General features: G+C 38.8%; 17 protein-coding genes. 3 read left to right on the forward strand and 14 right to left on the reverse strand.

What is annotated here, in order from left to right; all coding sequences use genetic code 11:
* Nucleotides 1-337: 337 nt before the first annotated feature.
* The 7 genes from CWB66_RS08760 to argC form a co-directional block, all read right to left on the reverse strand.
* A complete protein-coding gene (locus tag CWB66_RS08760; protein WP_138585084.1) occupies nucleotides 338-871 on the reverse strand; it encodes a hypothetical protein in 534 nt (177 codons plus the stop codon).
* 16 nt (nucleotides 872-887) lie between these two features.
* A complete protein-coding gene (locus tag CWB66_RS08765) occupies nucleotides 888-1,082 on the reverse strand; it encodes a hypothetical protein (protein WP_138585085.1) in 195 nt (64 codons plus the stop codon).
* A gap of 409 nt (nucleotides 1,083-1,491) precedes the next feature.
* Entirely contained in the window at nucleotides 1,492-3,357 is a 1,866-nt protein-coding gene (argH, locus tag CWB66_RS08770) for an argininosuccinate lyase (protein ID WP_138585086.1), read from the reverse strand.
* Nucleotides 3,358-3,404: 47 nt separating this feature from the next.
* Entirely contained in the window at nucleotides 3,405-4,607 is a 1,203-nt protein-coding gene (locus tag CWB66_RS08775; RefSeq protein ID WP_138585087.1) for an argininosuccinate synthase, read from the reverse strand.
* Nucleotides 4,604-5,536: an ornithine carbamoyltransferase gene (locus tag CWB66_RS08780; protein ID WP_138585088.1), complete on the reverse strand. Its 933-nt coding sequence runs from the start codon at nucleotides 5,534-5,536 to the stop codon at nucleotides 4,604-4,606. Before CWB66_RS08780 ends, CWB66_RS08775 begins: the two co-directional genes overlap by 4 nt.
* A gap of 7 nt (nucleotides 5,537-5,543) precedes the next feature.
* Nucleotides 5,544-6,311, reverse strand: coding sequence for an acetylglutamate kinase (gene argB / locus CWB66_RS08785; RefSeq protein WP_138585089.1), 768 nt, complete (start codon nucleotides 6,309-6,311; stop codon nucleotides 5,544-5,546).
* Nucleotides 6,312-7,322, reverse strand: a complete 1,011-nt coding sequence (argC, locus tag CWB66_RS08790; protein WP_138585090.1) for an N-acetyl-gamma-glutamyl-phosphate reductase — start codon at nucleotides 7,320-7,322, stop codon at nucleotides 6,312-6,314. It abuts the gene before it with no gap.
* A 221-nt stretch (nucleotides 7,323-7,543) separates the two neighbouring features.
* Between argC and argE the strand changes: the two genes are divergently transcribed.
* Nucleotides 7,544-8,704, forward strand: coding sequence for an acetylornithine deacetylase (argE, locus tag CWB66_RS08795; RefSeq protein WP_138585091.1), 1,161 nt, complete (start codon nucleotides 7,544-7,546; stop codon nucleotides 8,702-8,704).
* A 98-nt stretch (nucleotides 8,705-8,802) separates the two neighbouring features.
* Here argE and CWB66_RS08800 read toward each other — a convergent pair whose 3' ends face one another.
* Nucleotides 8,803-9,735 carry an aq_1923 C-terminal domain gene (locus CWB66_RS08800; RefSeq protein WP_138585092.1) on the reverse strand — a complete coding sequence of 311 codons (933 nt, stop codon included), beginning with the start codon at nucleotides 9,733-9,735 and terminating at the stop codon, nucleotides 8,803-8,805.
* A gap of 75 nt (nucleotides 9,736-9,810) precedes the next feature.
* Nucleotides 9,811-11,196, reverse strand: a complete 1,386-nt coding sequence (gene radA, locus CWB66_RS08805) for a DNA repair protein RadA (RefSeq protein WP_138585093.1) — start codon at nucleotides 11,194-11,196, stop codon at nucleotides 9,811-9,813.
* Between the two features lie 360 nt (nucleotides 11,197-11,556).
* Here radA and CWB66_RS08810 point away from each other — a divergent pair, with 360 nt between their 5' ends.
* Entirely contained in the window at nucleotides 11,557-14,022 is a 2,466-nt protein-coding gene (locus CWB66_RS08810; protein WP_138585094.1) for a PilZ domain-containing protein, read from the forward strand.
* 133 nt (nucleotides 14,023-14,155) lie between these two features.
* Here the strand turns inward: CWB66_RS08810 and serB are convergent, their stop codons facing one another.
* The gene (gene serB / locus CWB66_RS08815) at nucleotides 14,156-15,184 is read right to left on the reverse strand and encodes a phosphoserine phosphatase SerB (protein WP_138585095.1); all 1,029 of its coding nucleotides are present in this window, start codon (nucleotides 15,182-15,184) and stop codon (nucleotides 14,156-14,158) included.
* Nucleotides 15,185-15,334: 150 nt separating this feature from the next.
* On the opposite strand from serB, the gene CWB66_RS08820 reads away from it, so the two are divergent.
* A complete protein-coding gene (locus tag CWB66_RS08820) occupies nucleotides 15,335-15,955 on the forward strand; it encodes an AhpA/YtjB family protein (RefSeq protein WP_096793605.1) in 621 nt (206 codons plus the stop codon).
* On the opposite strand, the gene CWB66_RS08825 is transcribed toward CWB66_RS08820, so the two are convergent.
* The 4 genes from CWB66_RS08825 to prfC all read right to left on the reverse strand — a co-directional run bounded on the left by CWB66_RS08825 (nucleotide 15,922) and on the right by prfC (nucleotide 21,020).
* A complete protein-coding gene (locus CWB66_RS08825; protein WP_138585096.1) occupies nucleotides 15,922-16,689 on the reverse strand; it encodes a TatD family hydrolase in 768 nt (255 codons plus the stop codon). The two genes, CWB66_RS08820 and CWB66_RS08825, sit on opposite strands and share 34 nt — an antisense overlap.
* 21 nt (nucleotides 16,690-16,710) lie before the next feature.
* Nucleotides 16,711-17,349, reverse strand: a complete 639-nt coding sequence (gene pdxH, locus CWB66_RS08830; RefSeq protein WP_096793607.1) for a pyridoxamine 5'-phosphate oxidase — start codon at nucleotides 17,347-17,349, stop codon at nucleotides 16,711-16,713.
* Nucleotides 17,350-17,630: 281 nt separating this feature from the next.
* Complete coding sequence (gene argS / locus CWB66_RS08835; RefSeq protein ID WP_138585097.1) at nucleotides 17,631-19,373, reverse strand: arginine--tRNA ligase; 1,743 nt, start codon at nucleotides 19,371-19,373, stop codon at nucleotides 17,631-17,633.
* 57 nt (nucleotides 19,374-19,430) lie between these two features.
* Nucleotides 19,431-21,020, reverse strand: a complete 1,590-nt coding sequence (prfC, locus tag CWB66_RS08840) for a peptide chain release factor 3 (protein WP_138585098.1) — start codon at nucleotides 21,018-21,020, stop codon at nucleotides 19,431-19,433.
* Nucleotides 21,021-21,205: the final 185 nt, after the last annotated feature.

A 21,205-nucleotide genomic window follows, 5' to 3' on the forward strand; every position in this document is an offset into this window, starting at 1 on the left:
AACTTGGCGACGATCAGACTGTCTGTAAAATGTGCTTTTTTCATAATTTTCTCCTGTGTTTACAATAAGAGAAAATTCTACATTTGGCATCTATTATTTCTTGGGAGGATTACCGCCGTAACATTCCGCTTTTTATTTAAATGAAACCAAGCACTCTACAGCCAAATCGCTTGTCATTTTTTTATAAAATAGGCTTATCTTTTTGTTCTAATTGACGATCTCTGTGATAATTAGAATGGGTGTCATCCTAATCCTACTACCGTACCCAAGGTAATAAGTTTTCATCGTGAGTTATTGCAAGTTAGCTGAAAAATACAAACACAACCTATACTGATAGTTATAGCCTTTTGTAGTTTTTTTTAGGTTTTAAAAGGCTAACAATTTTACTTTTAAGTGTGTGAAGGCCTAAAAAATCTCTATCTGTTATTAGAGCTACAATCATCATCAGGTCAATTATATTTACTGAAAATGTGTATATATTCCAAAGAAACCAAGGTTCTTGGTTTTTGTATATATACATATCTACATACATAGATAAAAATAAAGAGGAGTTAATTGTTAAACCTACAATTAAATATAAAAATGAGGGAGTTGATTTCTTAATAATTAAAAAAGCCATAGTAAGAACAGCGATGGTGATTAAATCATATATAGCCCAATCTAATAAAACAGTTGTTTTTATCGATAACCATGTAAAGAAGTAATCTGATACTGTGTATGAGAGCATCATAATAAATGAACTGAGTAATAAGGTTGTATTTCTTTTTACACCAAGGGAATAAACAAAGGTATTAAAGAAGAACGCCATTAGAAAACCCCACATTGTGAGAGCGGATAACGAAAAAAAGCCAAAAAACTCAGTTAAAAACATCCATAGCCTTTATATATCATTTAGGTTTAATAGGTATTATTCCACCACCACGTTGAAGTTCAGTTCCAGCTGCAGCCATGGCTTCTTGAGAGATGCTTACTGTATCAGACTGTAGGGTTTTAGGGCTAGCAGTTTGTTCCATTGCAGGCTTTAATTGTTGCGTTTTATTGTATGCTTGCATCTGTACTTGGCTATTGTTTGAAATTTGCATGTGATTGTTCCTTATAAAGTTATATTTGGCGCAACTTTTGATCACACCATTGTACCGTTAAACACGTTATATATTTTAGTCTAAGTAGCCACTTTTGCTACTTGGTTTATATTAAAGCAACCAGTGTGCCAATTTTTTTTGACATCAGAAAATTAAGGATAAAAATTGCTGTCACACGTATATAATATCTATTTGCATTAATACTGAATCAATTTGAAGGATTAAGCTTGGCGTTAATTACTTTAAAAATTGCTGGTAAATGAATGCAGAGCAATGACCGAGAACAACCAAATAACGAAACTTTGCCTTGCTATTAACAAGATTTTCTTACTTCAAAATAGATCACTTAATTAAACAAATTGGAATAAAAGCGCACAGGGATAACCGTACGCTTTTGTATCTAGGGAATTTAAGCTACGTATTTACACGGGATCTCCGCACTTTTACTTAACTTTAAAATATATTCCATTGCGACTTCGTCACAATTATCTTTGCGAAGACAAAGCTCACAGTCTTTCATTACTTTTTCAGGCAAACTCTCTTTTGTACAAAATGTAAAACACTGTTTTTCGAAAAATTCTGGTACACGCGTTAACACTATGACTCTATTTAGTGCCAATTTTTTGGCTTTTATTAATAGATGGTCAACTAACTGCCTTCCTTGCCCTGTTACTGTACTTTGTGGATCTATTCCTAATGAGCGTATTTCAGCAAGTCCCGTATCGTAAATATATAAAGAAGCGCAACCTGTTACCCTACCGTTAATTTCAGTAACCGCAAATTCATTTATAGAATGCACCATATCACTTTTTGCACGCGGTAAGTTTTCACCTACTGTAGCCCAGTGCTGAATGAGCTTAGCTATTGACTCAACATCATCTAGATTTGCATCACGAACCGTTATTTGCTGTTTTTTTTTGGCGGCTTTAATTGCCCCCGTTACTTGCACCATCGATGTGCCGCCAAAAGCTTGACGGGCTTTTATACATGCGTCTATTTCTAAAACCGGATATACATCGTCTTCAAAAACATCATTTACTGATTTGTACTGTTCAAGCGAAAGTGCTTCTAGTGTTTTATTTTCACTAATAGCTAGCTGCACTAAAACACCTACAATGTGATGCCCCTCCCTAAAGGGTATGCCCTTAGCCACAAGGTAGTCAGCCAGCTCTGTTGCATTAGCATGACCCCCTTTAGCAGCCGCAAGCGTACGCTCGCCTTTTACTTTTATACCTTTAATACATGCTTGAGCCATATGAATACACGCAAGCCATGTTGGCATCGCGTCGAAAATGCCTTCTTTATCTTCTTGCATGTCTTTGTTGTAAGCCAATGGAAGTGCTTTTAGCGTCATCATCATTGCACTGAATGCACCAAATACACGACCCGTTTTACCGCGAATAAGTTCGAGTGCGTCTGGATTCTTTTTTTGTGGCATTAAAGACGAACCAGACGTCACATTATCTGCAAGTTCTATAAAGCCGGCTTCACCCGAATTATAAAAAATCAAATCTTCAGACATACGCGATAAATGAATCATCGAAATTGACGCACAGCTTAATAACTCTACAACAAAATCGCGATCGGATACACCATCAAGACTATTTTTAGTCGCACCAGTAAAACCCAAACCTTGCGCAAGTGCTTGACGATCAATTGGATAAGCAGTGCCAGCCAACGCGCCACTGCCTAGCGGGCAATAGTTCATACGGGCTTTAGCGTCTTGTAAACGGCTTTCGTCGCGTTCCAGCATTTCAACGTATGCCATACACCAGTGACTAAATAGTACTGGTTGAGCGCGCTGTAAATGAGTGTAACCTGGCAAAATAGTACCGAGTTCTCGCTCAGCAAGCGCTACAAATTCACCTTTTAATTGTGCGATTGCTTTTAAAATATGCTCGGCTGTATCTCTACACCATAATCTAAAGTCTGTCGCTACTTGGTCATTACGGCTTCTGCCTGTATGTAATTTTTTAGCTAAATCACCTACTTTTTCGATTAATGCAGCCTCAACATGTGAATGAATATCCTCTGCGCCTGATGTTGCTACAGCGAGTGGATCACCTTTTACTTCTTCAAGTAACTCATACAATGCCGCAACGAGTTTTTTGTGTTCATCATTTGATAACACATTGACTTGCTCAAGTGCGCCAGCCCATGCCACAGAGCCGATAATATCTTGCTCTGCTAACTGATAATCGAAGGGAAGAGAGTCGTTAAATTGCTTAAACGCCTCATCTGGACCCGTAGAAAAACGTCCGCCCCATAATGCCATGAAATATCTCCAAACCCTTTAGTCCCCTTTTACAGGGGCGTAATAATTTACTTTTTAGCGAGTGCTGAAATTCTGCTTGAAAGCGAAAATAAACGAATAAAGCCTTCAGCGTGTGATTGGTCGTACACATCGTCTTCGCCAAATGTAGCAAATGCTTCGCTGTATAAGCTATTTGGTGACTGCTTTTGAACCGCAGTTACTTGACCTTTATATAGCTTAAGTACCACTTCACCTGTTGCCACTTTAGAAAGCGCTTCTGCACCGGCTAAAATAGAATCTTTAAGTGGTGTAAACCAACGGCCGTCGTATACTAAATGAGAAAATTCACCACCCAATACTTCTTTCCATTTACGGCTTGCTTTATCAAGTACTAGCTCATCAATTGCTTGAAGTGCAGCCATAATGACTGTGCCGCCTGGCGTTTCGTAACAACCGCGTGACTTCATGCCCACTAAACGGTTTTCTACAATATCAACACGTCCAACACCATGAGGTGATGCAATATCGTTTAATTTAACTAGGCAATCGTATGGTTTAAGCTCGACGCCATTTACAGCAACCACTTCGCCTTCAACAACTTTTAATGTTACTAATTCTGATTTGTCTGGTGCTTGCTCTGGAGAGTTAGTCCAAGTCCATACTTGCTCTGTGGGTTGACACCATGGATCTTCAAGTTCGCCACCTTCGTGCGAAATATGCCATGCATTGGCATCACGACTATAAATTTTTGCAGCTGACGCTGAACAGGGAATATCACGCTCAGCTAAGTAATCGAGTAATGATTCACGACTGGATAAATCCCACTCACGCCATGGCGCAATTACTTTTAAATCAGGGGCAAGGGCCGCAAAACATGATTCAAAACGAACTTGATCATTACCTTTACCTGTACAACCATGAGAAAGTGCATCAGCACCTACTTTACGTGCAATTTCAACCTGTGCTTTAGCAATAATAGGACGCGCCATAGACGTACCTAATAAATAAGTACCTTCGTAAATTGAACCGGTTTTAAGTGTTGGGTAAATGTAATCACTTACCATTTCATCTTTTAAGTCAACTACGTAACATTCAGATGCACCAGAGGCGATTGCTTTAGCTTCTACGCCTTCAAGTTCTTCTGCGCCTTGGCCTACATCAGCTACAAACGCGATTACTTCGCAGCCGTAGTTTTCTTTTAACCATGGCACAATAGCCGACGTATCAAGACCACCTGAATAGGCTAAAACGACTTTTTTAATTGAACTCATAGGTGTTCCTTAACAAAATTTGGATTTAGTAATGTCACTAACAGAGCATTTTGCGCATGCATGCGATTCTCTGCTTGTTGAATAATTCTTGATGCTGGACCATCCATTACCTCAGAGGTAATTTCAAATTCACGGTGTGCCGGTTGGCAATGTAAAACCGTAGTTGCACCGGTTTGATTTAGTAATGCCTGATTTAATTGATAAGGCATATATTTTTCTTTAACTTGCTCAAGCGGTGTTGTATCACCCATTGATACCCATGTATCTGCGTATACAACGTTTGCACCAACAGCTGCTTCAACACGGTCACTTACCATCACTGATGCACCATTCATTGCTGCAATTTGCTCTGCTTTTTTAAGTATTTGTGAATCAGGCGAACACCCTTTTGGTGTTACAGCAACAAAGTCAGTACCTAAAGTAGCAGCAAGTAACATCAATGAATGAGTCACGTTATTACCTTCACCTAAGTAAGCAACTTTAAGCTGACTCACATCGCCATGTACTTCTTGAAGCGTTAAAAAATCAGCCAGTGCTTGGCATGGGTGATACAAATCACACAAACTATTTACTACAGGTACCGATGAGAACTCACCTAACGTAGCTAATGTACTGTGCTGATTTACACGCGCCACAATACCGTCAGCCCAAGTAGAAATATTAAGTGCGAAATCTTTAATTGATTCACGTGCGCCCATAGCACCATTTTGCTGATCTAAATAAACTGCATGACCACCTAAACGATTTATACCAATATCAAATGATAAACGAGTACGTAAACTTTGTTTTTCAAACAATGTTACGATTGATTTTCCCGCTAATACATTGCTGTATTTTTCTGGCTTTGCTTTTATATCTTGCGCTAGCTTTAATAAATTAAGTGCGCTTTCTTGGTCTAATTCTAAACCCGTTAAAAAATTCTCAAACATAATAAACCTATGGTGTAATTTTAGTTCCTACGTGCTTGCCCTCAAGCAAAGCAATTAAATTTTCTGGCTTTTGCCAGCTGGAAATATACACACCGCGTCGTAAGTGTTGGGCAGCGTGAAGACTGGTCTTAACTTTGACCTCCATCCCGCCCACAATTACTCCATCCGTAATTAAAGTATCAATGTGTTTTGTGTCAAGTTGATGTAACGGCTGCTTATTAGCATCAAGCACCGCTTCTACATCAGTCATAAATATAAGTTCTGCATTTAAATTACCCGCAATAGCTGCTGCAGCTTCATCAGCATTTACGTTGTACCAAAGCCCTTGTTCATCAAAACCAATAGAACTAACGATGGGTAAGCGGCCAAGTTTAAGTAAATCGTTAACAATAGAATCGTCATTGCTTGTGCATTTACCCACTAAGCAAAGCGCTTTTAACTTTTGTGTAGCGCTAACACCCGCCTCGAAAAGACTCAAACCAACAGGCTTATGACCAGTACGAATAGCTTGAGCCATTAATTGTTTATTTGCACAACCAGCAAGGGCACCCACTATATAAGGCATTTGATCTGCGGGGCTGATACGCAAACCTTGGTGTTTAGCACTAGCAAAGCCAGCCCCTTTTAACCAAGTATCAACAAGTGCACCACCACCATGCACAATGACAAACTCATCATTTGTTTGCTCATTGAGTACATCAAACAACGCTTTTGCTGCATTTTCTGTATTAAGTACTGCACCACCGAGTTTAATAACCCACGTTTTTTTACTCATTTAAAACGGTCCTTTTAAGCCCGTAGTGTGATCTAAGTTCATTGATAAATTGATGCACTGCAAAGCTTGTCCAGCAGCACCTTTTAATAAATTATCAATTGCAGCTATTACAATGAGCTGCTGCCCTTGTTGCTGCCAACCAATATCAACATAGGGCTGCTTTGTTACGCCTTTAATGGATGGAATTTTATCGCCGAGTAAACGAATAAGAGGTTCATTAGCAAGAACTTGATACGCTTGATTTACCTGAACACTTGTTACATTTGGTTTTAATTGCACATAAATAGTTTCTAAAATACCACGAGGAAAGTTGCCTAAGTGCGGCGTAAATAACACTTGGTGACCAAGGTGTTGCTCAATTTCAGGACCGTGACGGTGGTTAAATAAACCATAAGGAGCAAGTGATACCTCACAAAAATGAGTACCTACACTGGCTTTACGCCCAGCACCCGTTACACCCGACACCGCATTAATGATAATACGTTGCTCGCTTAACAAACCTGCTTGTTGTAGGGGTTTCAATGCATTAAGTGCAGCTGTAGGGTAACACCCTGCCACAGCAACTAATTGAGCTTCAGCAATTGCATCGCCATTCCATTCAGCTAAACCATAAGCAGCTTTATTTAATAACTCAGGATGTTTGTGCTCAAAACCATAGTAGGTAACGTAATCATCATTGCTCGCAAGGCGATAACCGCCAGATAAATCAAAGACCTTTTTACTCATTGCTAAAAAACGCGGTGCTAAATCAACACTCACTTTATGATCAGTACATAAACACACATAATCAGCACCAATTTGAATGTCATGAAAAGCTGATTCACTAAGAGGAAGTAATGGTAGGTCAAGCAAGCCGAGATGTTCTGGGTATAAATCACTCAGCAATTTTTTTTTATCTAAGCTACCCTCAGATACATAACAGCCTGTTAACGTTAAGTTTGGGTGTTTAACAACTAAACTTGCTAACTCTGCGCCGCTGTATCCACTTGCGCCAATAATCACTACATTCATTTGTATCTCGTTATCTTAAAATTAGTTATTACTTACCTATAATGTTCGCTTAAACTAGCCTTGGCGCTAATTCAGCCTTTTATTAATGAATTTTGATTATCGTCGCACTGTTTTCATAACGTTACTTTTAATATATTTATGCTTAAAAAGTGAATTGATATTCATCATAAATACTTTTATATTGTTATGCAATTAAATTGAATACTTATTTTGGATTTTTTATGCCTTTGCCATCGTTTATTTCTATGTATCAACAATTGATTGCAGCTCCTTCTATCAGTGCAATTGAAGACAGCCAGTGTATGAGTAATAAAAGCGTCATTGAGTTACTTACACAATGGTGCGAAACACTTGGTTTTACGTGTGAAATTATTGAACTAGAAGGCGCTAAGGGTCGCTATAATTTATTAGCCAGACGCGGAAAAGGCGATGGAGGACTAATGCTTGCGGGTCACACCGATACAGTACCGTTTGATGATAGCCGCTGGAATCACAACCCATTTAAACTTACCGAACTCGATAATAAATTATACGGGCTGGGAAGCATTGATATGAAAGGTTTTTTTGCTTTTGTGCTACAAGCTATTAGTGAACTTGATGAAAAACAGCAAACTCAACCTATTTTAATACTCGCCACTGCCGACGAAGAAACTACAATGGCCGGTGCACAACAAATTTGTAGGCACCCAAATTTAAAACCTGCGCGCTGTATCATTGGCGAACCGACTGATATGACTCCAGTATTTACACATAAAGGACATATGAGTACAGCAATTAGAGTAATTGGACGTTCAGGGCATAGCTCCGATCCCGAACGTGGTATTAACGCCATCGAAGTAATGCATAAAATCATTTCAAAGTTACTGATCTTAAAAGAGCAATTAAAGCATAAATATTCATTGGAACATTTTGAAATACCTTACCCAACATTAAATTTTGGTAATATTCATGGCGGCGACAACGCGAATAGAATTTGTGGTTGCTGCGAAATGCATATAGATATGCGACCGCTTCCAGGGCTAAGTGTGAAAGAGTTGCAAGCATTAGTACTTGACGCAACCAAAGAGATTAATCAGCAATACCCTAATGCGGTCAGCGTAATTGATCTACACGAGCCGATCCCCGCCTTTACTGGCAGCACCGACAGTGCTTTGGTGATATTAGCTGAAAAAGTAGCAGGGCAAAAAGCCATTGCAGTAAATTATTGCACTGAAGCACCTTTTATTCAGCAACTAGGGTGTGAAACTATTGTAATGGGGCCAGGCTCAATTAACCAAGCACATCAACCTGACGAATTTTTAGCAATGGAAAAAATAAAACCATCACAACAAATAATCACCAATATTATTAAAGTAAGTTGTTTTGGCGATCAAAATTACTAATTAACCTGAACTCAGGTTAATAACTTAAAATAACAAAGGCGCCAATTGACGCCTTTGTTATAGATACATAATTAAATACTTATCTTTAATTAGCTTGGTTAACTACCTTTAACTTCTAAGTTAATAAACTTAACCAGCTCTTCAGGTTGGCCCACTAACATCATTATTTGTTGATTCACTTCAATCATCGTTTTCCCTTCTGGTAATTTTGCTGACATAGAAAATGAGTTTAGCCCTTTCACAAAGCCAATGATTGCTTGTGCTATTTCTGGGGTTACAGGGGCCTGTTGTAGCTGCTGTTCAACCATCATCTGCATTTGCTCTAACGTCATGCCCTGCTTTTTAAGCTCGCTTTCTAATAGAGCTTTAAGATCACCTTGATCATTTAAGGTAAAATTCATACTGCGAGGCTCTAGCTTACTGATAGCTTGCATAATTAGCGTTTGTTCTTGTAACTGTTGCTCATAAGAAAACGATTCATTATCTGCTTCTTGCTGTGTTTTATTGATCGCAAGAGATGCATCCATTAGCGCTTTAGAATTCGCCAATCCAACATCCATATTAAAACTAACAATATCTTTTGCATCAAGCTTAATAACGATATCACTGTCGCCTGAGTTTTCATCATAATCTAATGACGAGTGTAAATCGTAACTTGCCGATGCTAACATTGTATTTGTATCTGCTGGTAGCTTCGCTACGAAGTCTTTATTAAATTGAAAGCTTTTTACATCCAGTGATGTATACGGTGAAATTTTATCTGTTTCATAACCAGTCAATTCAATGCTTTGAATATGCGCCACGTTATCACCCTCTGGGCTCGTAACTTCCATATTAATAATTTCCACACTTTTAGAAATGACACTGGCCGACAGCTCTGTATACTTAAACGTAGCACCTGTTTGCTCAGTAACTAAAGCTAGTTGTTTATCTACTTCTGTGCGAACTTCTTGCGTTGCCACGTAATTTGCGTAACTTACGCCACCAATACCGGCTGCAATAATAGCGACAGCTATAACTAATTTTTTCATTTTATTTCCTTATTCTATTCTTTATATAAACCAACTCAGCTCAAGAATAACATTGAGAACATTATCGGTTAAGTGTTAATTAATTAGGCTAAGTAGCTCATGCACTGTTTTTACTGGGGTGATTTTAGCGCCCAGTCCTTCCATCGATTTATGATAATTACGAAATGGAATAAATATTTCAGTAAACCCATGCTGCGCCGCTTCCTTAACACGCGGTACACCGCTATCAATTGGGCGTACATCGCCATTTAAGCTAAGCTCCCCCATGATACACGTAGTACGAGGCACGACAAATTCATTCAAGCTACTAAGCAGTGCGGTAACTAGCGCTAAATCAATACAAGTTTCTGTTTCATCAATTCTTAAACCACCCACAATATTAAAAAATGTATCATGAAATATTTTAGTTTTAGTGTGCTTGCGTAATATACCAGTCAGCATTTTTATGCGGTTCATATTTAAACCAACGCACACACGCTGTGGAAATTCCGCCTCGGTTTCGGTGGTTAAACATTGAATTTCGAGCAATAAATTACGATTACCTTTACGAATACAGGTAATTGTGGAGCCTGGTGAGTCGGTCGTTGATCCTGATAAGAAAATTTCACTTGGGTTATCAACGCTTAACATACCGCGTTCACACATTTTAAAAATGCCCACCGTATCAATATCACCAAAGCGGTTTTTATTTGCACGAAGCGTTCGAATTTGCCCATCATTAGTGTCAATATGTAAAAGCGCATCTACTATGTGCACCAGCGTTTGCGGGCCGGCTATTTCATTATTTTTATTTACATGAGCAATGATGAACATAGTGACATCATTTTGCTTACAGTATTGAGTTAATGCCTGAGCAGCGCTTTTCACTTGTGAAGGCGAGCCTGGACTACCATTTGCAGTATCCGTTACAACCGCTTGAATAGAGTCAATAACTGCAAATTTAATTTTATTTTTATCGAGCTCTTCAATTATCGTTTCAACGCTAGTTTCTGAAAGTAAATACAGTTCATCAGCGTTATAATTTAGTTTTAAACGATTTACTCTGTTTTTAAACTGCGATAAAGACTCCTCAGCCGTACAGTAAAGAGACGGCATACGTTGTGACATTCTGGCAACTAAATCTGATAGTAAGGTTGTTTTACCTGCACCAGGATCGCCCGATATAATATTAACCGATCCCGTTGTTACACCTCCGCTTAAAACACGATCGAGTTCACCTATTTCAGTTAGCTGTTTTTCAGCTTCAGATGTCGCAATATCATTAATTTTTTTAGAGCCGCCACCAATTCCACCAGCGTAACCTGCAACACTGGCTCTTACTGATGATTTTTTACTTTGCCCTGCTGAGGGTTTAAATTCTGCTAATGTATTCCATGCACCACAACGGCATTGCCCTTGCCACCGCTGGTAATTCATACCACATTCAGTACAAACAAACTCTACTTTTGCCGCTTTTGCCATTAATAACCTTACCTACTATTTTTTAAATTTTTTAAATATTTACTATTAAATACCTACTTTAGCATTTCAAACTCTTGCTTAGTAACATACTCTTGTTGTTACAAGACTCAACACAACAATTATTGCATGCAAATGCTGTTTTCTTTTTTTCTCTAATTTAGGGCATACTTATTGCTTTAGAAATGGTTTAAAGTAACTTGCCAATAAAATGGCGCATAACACATAATAACAAGAGCTAAATTACAATTACTCAAATAATCATACCTGTATTAATAAAGGTGCGATTTACGTTAATTAATTTTCTAATAAATTAGCTTCTCAGTATACCTACTTTTAAATTAGACGGTGATGGTTTTATAAATGGCTGATGACATATTACTCAAGCACGAAGACCTTGTGAATGAGCTGAAACAATATTTAGGTAATACTAAGTTCGACCTAATTTTCAAATCGAAAACAACAGGGCTAACCAAACCTGAACAGTTTTTAATTAAAATGGAAATGTCGCGTTTATCTCAGCCTGTTGCCCGCTTTATTGACTTACGAGGTTCGGTTAGCGGGTTAGTAAAACCTTACGAGCATAATGGTAAACAGCACTTCATGGATGATGCTGCTATTGAAGCGTTTGAAAAAGCCTTAAAACAATACGGTGAATATACTTTGGCTGTTTACGAGGCGGTACTGAGCACAAGAAACCACAATCGGGATACACAAGATAAAGAACAACAGCAAGTACTAGATAGCCTGCTAAGCACCGATGTAGTTAAATTTGCCTCTTACGAAAGCCGTTGCGAAGAGCGGATGAATTATTCAATTAAAGTTACGATTGAATATAATGATAAGAAAAATATTTCTGCTAGTACCTCTGATATTTCCTTAAGTGGCTGTAAGGTAAAGCTTGCCACTGAAAATATTATAAGAAAAGGTCAGCTTATAGCAATGCGCCTGGTTGGCCTTGAACAAGATTTTGAGCTAGGTTTAAAAAATGGCATCCAATATGAAGTTGTTGCTATTGAAAATACCTCTCCTGAATTTAATCATGTTCGATTAAAGCGTACCTATATAGAAAAAAACGATACCTTCGATAACTTTTTAAACAGCTTTATCAACGGAAATAAACGTCGCTATAAAGTTAATCTAGATAACACACTTGATGCGGTAGTTTCTAAAGGCTATGAGCAGTTTTATATTCCACGTGTAACGTCGTTATATGTATTTTTAAGTAAAAAAGATGAACAGTATTACCCAAGCCTGAGTTTAACCACTGAAAACAACATTTTTATTCAACGATACTTTACTGACGAAAGAAAAGCGTCATGTTTGTATAGCGTGCTTAACCACAAGCGCATTAAAAAACTGCTTACTCAACCTACGGCTATAAAAGAAGATTATCTTTACACTTTTACGCATATCGTATCTGGGAAAATTTATTATTACTCTGCCACCCGCAGCGAACTTAATACTAATTCTGAACTAAAAAAATTATTTTTTGGCCTAGGTAGTCAAAAAGAAAATTGGCAATGCTTTAAAATTCAAATAATGCCAAGTCATCCAAGCGACTCATATATCCCTTTATCTCTGCCAAATAGCGTAAGCGCAAACATTGCAAAACTAAATCGCCCACCTATCCCACGTGTTGAGGGCCTTATAAAAAACGTTAAATATTTAGTTGTGCTAACAAGTGTTGGTAATACCATTGAAAAACATAATTACCAAAGAACGAATTACGATAAGTCTCTTGTTAATCAACTAAAGTTATTTGGGCATACTAAGCACAAAGTTCCTCCACATTTAGATACCGTCGCCCTGGAGTATATAAATTTGCGCTCACAAAAACGCTATTTATACAAAACGTCTGTGGAAGTAAATATTAATGGTGTGACAATTGATGGCCATACTCGGGATTTTTCAGTGATGGGTTTGCAGCTAGAATGCAAACAATCGACCACATTTAGTAAAGGTGATATTGCGCTACTCTCATTTCCTGAACTACAAAAAATAACGAAAAACTATAATCTAAAAGAATTAAAATATGAAGTTATGGCCGTTGGAAAAACACTCGTCACATTAAATTTAAAAGCAAATGAGGAGGCTGATGCAGAGCATACTGGGGTTGGCTTTTTCACCCAGCTAATTGAAAAAAATAAAGATAAGTTAAAAATATCCGAAGAAGCTCCTGAAGTTGAAGGCATTTCTACCGCCTTAAGAAATATGGTGACAAAAAGTATTTGCCAATTTCCGTTATATCTAAATAAAGAAGCAGCTCATTTTAAAATTGGCGCCGTAGGTTTTGGCTTATACGCAAGCCCACTACATACAATTTTGCAAAATTTTGGTCTATTAAATAATAAAACAGACTTTTCGAGCATATTAAGTAAAGAAGATCTTTTTAATGTTATTACCCCCAATATAAAAGATCGCAGCCGAAAAGATCCGCCTTTACCATTTACCCTTGTTATTAATTTTAATCCTCGCGTTAGCAACATTGAAGATGCAATTACAAGCCAGTGTATACTAGGCGATGATTATCAAAAAAGCTTAAAGCAGATAAAAAGTGGCATTAAATCTGAGCTTATTTTCGTTATGCGCTTATTTATATCTCGCACCGGTCGTCCCGATACTGATTATTTATCTAATGAGCTTAAGTATGTAACTCATTACGCTATTCACAAAGCAAAGGAATTAGAGGATGCATTATGGTCTGTGACTGGTGTAGGTGACATAGTAGATATTACGGAGGAAGCGCTTGGCCATTTAGACCTTAATCAGCAAGAAGTTGAACAAATGGGACGTCGTAAACTCATGTGGTTAAACCGCTTACGCTAAGCGATTTAACCCTTTTAGCAAAACATGCTGGCCTTGTCTATTTTTCCATACCAATACTTTTCAGTGGATACAAGGCTAATTTATTTAATCTAAAATCTCGTTAAGATATTTACTATTAAGGGCTGAGATTAGTCTAAATTTTTGGCTCTTCATTAAGCGGAATCGCCAACATATACAACAGTTGTAATAACGATCCTTGGCAAATAGCCGCTTGAGCTTGTTCAACTACTTTAGCCTTGCCATGCACTGCAACACCTAAACCCGCTTTAGCCATCATCACTAAATCGTTCGCGCCGTCACCAATAGCCACGGTTTGCGTTTTTATAAGCCCTAGCTTTTGCTGCAATGACTCTAAAATCACCGCTTTTTGCTGCGCATCCACAATTGTGCCAAGCACTTTACCCGTTAATTTATTATTCTTAAACTCAAGTGTATTTGCATGTACTTCATCTAAGCTAATCAACTCTTGCACTCGCTCTGCAAACGGTACAAAACCACCAGATGCTATTGCTAAATACCAGTTGTGCTGCTTTAAAATTTGGCATAATGCTTTAATACCGGGCATTAAAGGGAGTGAGTCTTTTAATTCTTCAATTAAGCTTTTTTCAATACCCTCAAGCTTAGCCACTCGTTGATTTAAGCTTTCGCTAAAATCAAGCTTACCCGCCATTGCAAGCGCAGTAACTGACGCAACGTCATCGTATACATTTGCCAAGCGTGCTATTTCATCAATGCACTCAATCGTAATCGCTGTTGAATCCATATCCATAACCAATAAGCCAGGCTCATATAAGTTAGGCGGTGTATTAACTTGTACAAGCTGACACTCTAAGGTTTTTGAGAGCGCTTGTAGCACTAATGGGTTTATAGCTTGATTTGCATCTTGGCTATAAAAGCACAATGCGGGTGCTAACTCTAAATCAGGCTGATATTGGCATAGTGCTGTAACACCTTGATTATGCTTAGCTAAAAATCCTGCAATCAATTGGATTTTTTCACTATTAAAATCCCCTGCGAATGCAATACTAAATAGCCCACGCTGCCTATTTGGAGTACCATTGAGTGGCAAAAAGGTGGTGTCTTGATAACTAAACCATTGATTTAATGTGAGCGTTGATAGTGATTGCTCAGCATTGGGCTGTGCCATGCTTGTTTTCGACATGGGATCTCCGTGTTTATTTTTATTATCCTGATATAAAACTAATTGATGTTAGGTATTATTAGCGCTAAATTCGCCATCAGGTAGGATTTAAGGTTATAGTAGTAGTTGTAACATCAAATTAAAATCCTGTCAGTAGCATATACGGTGACTATGAAAAATAACCATCTTAAAAATCCAATCTCGGCATCTCAAAAAAAGCGACTTGTGCGTTTATTTCTTGCGGCTGCCTGTTTTGTATTACTAAGCTGGGTGGGTGTAAACAGTAGTTTTCAAAGCCATCAGTTACTTTACGATAGCGCCGATAGCACAGCCAAAAGCCTGACTCAATTTATGGCCTTAAATGTTAAAACACCTCTTATCGAAAAAAACAAACCACAGCTTAATGCTATTTGTAACGATATAAGCAAAGACGAGTTTGTACTTTCAGCCACTATTTACGATCAGCAAGGCATTTTAATAGCCAGTAGCGATAATTGGCAATCGCACCATATTTTTGGCCAACTTCCTGATTCAACCCCTGGCATTAGTAAATTAAAAACCCCTTTTGTAGAGCCCGTAGTTAGCGATGACGACCGTCCACTTGGATTTGTGTCAGTCACTTATTTAACCCGCTCAGCCATAGCGCAAAGTCATAGCCATTTTCATGACTTAGGTCGCCAAGTACTATTAATGCTAGTGATTGCCTGTATTTTTACGTGGCAATTAGGGCGTGGATTAAAAAGTTGGCAGGTAAGTCGTTATATCCGAAAAACATCTGAGCAAGAATCATAAAGGCATTTTGCAAGCGTATCTCTCTTACTGAGTGACTTTAAATCACACAATGCATTAAACACATCGGGTATATGCAATGGCGTGTTAACTTCACCTTGATAGCCGCTTAAGGGCATTGAGGGAGAATCTGTTTCTAGCACTAAGTTCTCTGGCTCGATAGCAGCAATAACGGCGCGTGTTTTAGCTGCCCGCTCATAGGTAATAACACCGCCTACTCCTAGCTTAAAGCCCTGCTTAATATAATACTGCGCTTGTTGGATTGAACCTGAAAATGCATGAATCACTCCCCCATTTTTTGGCTTACAACGTTTAAACGATTGCGCAATTAAATCATGGCTTTGCCTATGGTGCACAATGATTGGCAAGTTAAGCTTGTTTGATAGCTCTATTTGCTGCTCAAACAAAAAAGTTTGTTTAGCCAAGTTTTCAATACTTCTATCAAGCCCACATTCTCCAATAGCCACAAGCTGATGCTTATTTGCAGTCGCGAATTCATATAGCGCTTCAATGTGCGATTCTTGATGTTGTTCTAAAAAATAAGGATGTAACCCTGCGGCTATTTTTATACTTGGATAGGTTGCTTTGAGCTTTATGAGAGTACGCGATTGAGCAAGCGTAATACCTGGCACAATAAACTGATTAACTCCCTTTGCTACACACTCGTTTATGAGCGATTCACGATTCGAATCAAACTCGCTAAAGTCGAGGTGGCAATGAGAGTCAATAAATTGCACGGTTACTTACTCATCGATTTATTAAGGGTTTAAGCGTGTAATTTGCCAGCTATTATCTGCTTGGCGCTGATACATAAAACGGTCGTGCAAACGATGCGCGCCACCTTGCCAAAACTCGATTTTAGTGGGTACTACACAATATCCGCCCCAAAAATCAGGGAGTGGAATTTCACCCTTAGCAAATTTATTTTTCATATTGGCAAAGGTTTCCATGAGTACTTTACGTGATGACACCGGACGACTTTGCGCTGATGCCCACGCGGCTAATTGGCTTTCTTTAGGACGAGATAAAAAGTACTTTGCCACAGCAGATGTAGGTAATGGTTTAGCCTCGCCATAGACAATAACTTGGCGTTCCATGTGGTGCCACGGAAAGTGCAAGGAAATTTTATTATTACCTTTAAGCTCTTGCGCTTTACGCGAGCCGGTATTAGTAAAAAACACAAACCCGTTATCATCTAAATGTTTTAAAAGCACAATACGCTGTGAAGGTTGACCAGTTTCATCAACGGTTGCTACAACCATTGCAGTAGGATCGGGTAGTTTGCTTGCTACCGCATGCTCAAGCCACGTTTCAAACTGCTTAAACGGATCATCTTGCAAGTTATCTTCGCTTAACGCGTCTTGCAGGTATTCACGACGGATATCTTCGAGTTTCATAACAAGTCCTTTAAATAAAGCCTTAGAGAAGAGCTTAGAGTAGCGAGCTTAAAACATTAGATGTTGAGTAATAACAAATATCGAGTCTCAGATGTATCGTTGGGTTTCGTTTCACTCAACCCAACCTACAACGTAAACTACACAGCTCAGATATCTGCAAGTGTAGAAGTGCTGACAAGACGGAGTGCTTTTTTATGCCAAGGAGCATACATTTAGTATGTGACTTAGGCTAAAAAAGCACGACAACGCAGTCAAAGCGAACTACACGCTGCAGAAGGTGATTACATTTGATCCATGACTTCGATGCCTAGTAAGTCTAATCCCGTTTCTAGTGTTTTAGAAACCAAATTACACAGCACTAAGCGGCTATCACGTACATTTGGCTCTACACCCTCTTTTAGTACTGGGCAGGCTTCATAAAATGTCATGTATAAGCTTGCTAGCTCATATAAGTAACCACATAGTACGTGCGGTGTTGCTTCACTGATCATTAAATCAAGTACTTCTTCAAGCTGTAGTAGCTTAAGTGCTAGCGCTTTTTCTTGAGGCTCAACAATTGTAACGTCTGAATTTAATGTAGCTGCATCAACGCCTGACTTACGGAAAATACTGCGTATACGTGTATAAGCATATTGTAAGTAAGGAGCGGTTGCGCCTTCAAAGCTTAGCATGCTGTCCCAGTTAAAAATGTAATCGCTGGTACGGTGCTTAGAAAGGTCAGCGTATTTAACTGCGCCAATACCTACTTTACGGGCAATTTCGCTGCGCTCAGAATCACTTAAATCAGACTCACGTTCAGCTAGTTTTGTTGCGGCACGGTTAATTGATTCTTCTAATAAGTCAGCAAGTTTTACTGTGCCGCCAGTACGTGTTTTAAATGGTTTATTATCGGCGCCCATCATGGTGCCAAACGGGCAAAACTCGTAACTTGTTTCGTCTCGTAATAAACCCGCTTTACGCGCTGTTAGCTCTACTTGATTAAAGTGTAGATTTTGACGTGCATCTACAAAAATTAAGATGCGATCAGCACCTAATTTATTTGAACGATAATCACATGCTGCTAAATCGGTAGTTGCATATAAAAAACCTCCGCCAGATTTTTGTACGATAAACGCTGATGGCTCGCCATCTTTGTTAGCTAGCTCTTCTAAAAATACAACTTGCGCGCCTTGTGACTCTACAGCAATGTTTTTATCTTTAAGTAGGCTAATAATATCGTTAAGTTCTGCGTTGTATGCGCTTTCAGCCATAATATCGGCTTGAGTAAGCGTTACATTTAAACGTTTGTATACTTCTTCAGAGTGCTTAACTGAGGTTGCTATAAATAGTTTCCACAGTTTTTCACAATGCGCATCGCCACCTTGTAATTTAACAACGTAGTCACGTGCTTTATCTGCAAAGCCTTCTTCGTCGTCAAAGCGTTTTTTAGCGTCGCGGTAAAACGTTTCTAAATCAGCAAGTGCTACAGAATCTAAATCAACGCCTTGGCTAATTTGATCTTCTAAATGCGCGATTAACATACCAAATTGTGTGCCCCAATCACCCATGTGATTTTGACGTACAACCGTGTCGCCTCTAAATTCAAGCGCACGTACAATTGAGTCACCAATAATGGTTGAACGTAAATGACCTACGTGCATTTCTTTAGCAAGGTTTGGAGATGAGTAATCAACAACCACTTTTTGTGGGTTAGCGTGCTCATTTACAGCAAGCTTTGCATCACTGTTAGCTGCTTTAACGCTTTGTGCTAAAAACTCAGGCTTTAAATGAATATTAATAAAACCAGGGCCCGCTATTTCAGTCTTTTGAGCAATATCGCTTACATCAAGGTTATCTATAATTTTTTGTGCAAGTTCACGTGGGTTGCTTTTCATTTTTTTAGCCGCGCCCATAGCTGCATTAATTTGGTAATCACCAAATTGTGGACGTGTGCTTTGCGTTACTGCTGGGTTTGTATCTTCGGGTAAGCCTGCACCCGCCATAGCAGCAATGGCTTTTTCGATTAAAATAGTACGAATATTCATATTTTTACCTTTTTAAGCCCGCCAAAGCAGGCTTTCTTTAATTCTGATAAGTTAATTCTAGTTTTCGCGAGTGTGGTTAAATGTTACCTCAGGGTAACGCTCCACTGATAAGTTAAGATTTACACGGCTCGGCGCAATGTAAGTTAAGTTATCGCCACCATCGAGCGCTAAATTACTTTCGCACTTACGCTTAAAGTCTTCAAACTTTTTAACATCGTCACAGCTTACCCAACGCGCTGTATTTACGTTTACACCTTCGTAAATAGCATCTACGTTATATTCGGCTTTTAAGCGCGCTACAACTACATCAAACTGAAGTACACCTACCGCGCCTACAATTAAATCGTTGTTTATAAGCGGTCTAAATACCTGCACAGCCCCTTCTTCAGAAAGCTGTACTAAGCCTTTTAATAATTGCTTTTGCTTAAGTGGATCGCGAAGACGAATACGACGAAACAATTCAGGCGCGAAGTTAGGAATACCACTAAACTTAAGTTTTTCGCCTTGCGTGAACGTATCACCAATTTGAATGGTACCGTGGTTATGCAAACCAATAATGTCGCCCGCGTAGGCATCAGCTGCGCGTTCACGGTCGCCCGCCATAAAGGTTACCGCATCAGAAATACTCACTTGCTTGCCAATTCGCACATGATTCATTTTCATGCCTTGGCTGTACTTACCCGATACAATACGCATAAATGCAATACGGTCACGGTGTTTAGGGTCCATGTTGGCCTGAATTTTAAATACAAAACCAGTAAAGTTTTCTTCGGTTGCAACAATAAGTCTGTCTTCTGTTTCGCGAGGCAGTGGCGTTGGTGCCCATTTAGTTAAACCATCTAACACGTGGTCAACGCCAAAGTTACCTAGTGCAGTACCGTAATAAACAGGTGAAAGTTCACCCGCTAAAAACAGCTCTAAATCAAATTCGTTTGATGCGCCAATAACAAGTTCTAGCTCATCACGCAATTGCACAGCCAAATCTTCGCCAATAGCAATATCTAGCTCAGGGTTATCAAGGCCCTTAATGGTACGTACTTCTTGTATTTTATGACCTTGGCCTGATTTGTATAAAATCGCTTCATCGTTATGGATGTGATAAACACCTTTAAAGTCCTTACCACAGCCTATTGGCCAAGTAATTGGAGCACAGGCAATATTTAGCTCCGTTTCAACTTCGTCTAGCACTTCCATCGGGTCGCGAATTTCACGGTCACATTTATTCATAAACGTAACAATTGGTGTTGTACGTAGGCGTGTTACTTCCATTAACTTACGAGTACGGTCTTCTACACCCTTTGCCGCATCAATAACCATTAAACATGAATCAACCGCAGTGAGTGTGCGGTATGTATCTTCAGAAAAGTCTTCATGCCCTGGTGTATCAAGTAAATTAACCAAAGCGTTGTTATATGGAAACTGCATTACAGAAGTAGTAACCGATATACCACGCTCTTTTTCCATTTCCATCCAGTCAGATTTTGCATGCTGGTTAGAACCACGGCCCTTTACAGTACCGGCTCGTTGAATAGCTTGCCCAAATAACAATACTTTTTCGGTAATGGTTGTTTTACCCGCATCTGGGTGAGAGATGATAGCAAAGGTGCGTCGTTTATTAATTTCACTAAGGAGATTTTGATCTGCCATTAAAAAGTTCTTTTAGTTTGTATACGGATATTATCCACTTTAAGTATGCTGAGCTTTCAAGGCTTAACTAATATCAATTGCATTAAATCAGTGTTCTATTATAGCGATAAAAAATAGCACAATAACACGGCGAAATTACACATAGAGTTGTTCTCTATGAATAATTTTTAACGTAGTTAGTGAGT

The organism is Pseudoalteromonas sp. S558, assembly GCF_005886635.1.
Classification (GTDB): Bacteria; Pseudomonadota; Gammaproteobacteria; order Enterobacterales; family Alteromonadaceae; genus Pseudoalteromonas; species Pseudoalteromonas aliena.